Annotated in this window: 1 protein-coding gene and 1 pseudogene; both read left to right on the plus strand. The window is 49.2% G+C overall.

Annotated elements, in window-relative coordinates:
• A partial coding sequence (locus tag R7Z50_RS26565; protein WP_318149620.1) for a methyl-accepting chemotaxis protein occupies positions 1 to 490 on the plus strand: 490 nt, incomplete at its 5' end.
• Between the two features lie 156 nt (positions 491 to 646).
• Positions 647 to 787 (plus strand): annotated as a pseudogene (locus R7Z50_RS26570) (EamA family transporter); the annotation flags it as partial.

Here is a 787-nt window from a genome sequence, read left to right on the forward strand (position 1 = left end):
AGGCATTGCTGAGGAAACCAACCTGCTCGCTCTCAATGCGGCCATCGAAGCAGCACGCGCGGGTGAACAAGGACGCGGATTTGCCGTGGTAGCGGATGAAGTACGTGTACTTAGCCAACGCACTCATGGCTCAACAGAAGAAATCCGTACCATGATTGAAACGCTGCAAAGCAATACCAAGCTTGCCGTAAACAGCATGCAAGCCAGCACTAGCTTGGCAGATACCAGCGTGGATTACGCACAGCAAGCGCACGACAGTCTAACCAGCATCACCAACTCTATCACTGAGATTAATGATATGGCGATGCAGATTGCGAGCGCAGCAGAAGAGCAGCGAGCGGTAAGTGAAGACATCAGCCGCAATACTCAAGGCATCAAAGACGATGCAGATGTCATTGCTGAGCAATCACTGAAAAGCAGTGAAGGCGCACGCAGAATGTTCAACACAGCGAACACCATGCGAGAAAACATCAGTCGCTTTAAAGTGTAAACCGCCCCGAAAAAGCAGCTCCCAGAGCTGCTTTTTTATTGATGTTATCTAGCCCTTTAACTTCCCAATAATAAATAAAAAAATGATGGCATTGCTCGTGGCATTTCATGCATATTAAGAGCCCTCAACCCTATTCAACAAGGACGTCTATCAATCATGGGTTACGAATGGCTTGCTCTGTGCGCTGCCTTTTTATGGGCGGTTTCCAGCCTGATTTCGGTTATTCCTGCGCAGCATCTGGGTGCCTTTTCTTACAGTCGTTGGCGGATGGGCTGCACAGCCGTGATTTTGTCGACC

Source organism: Vibrio sp. 1249-1 (genome assembly GCF_033340495.1).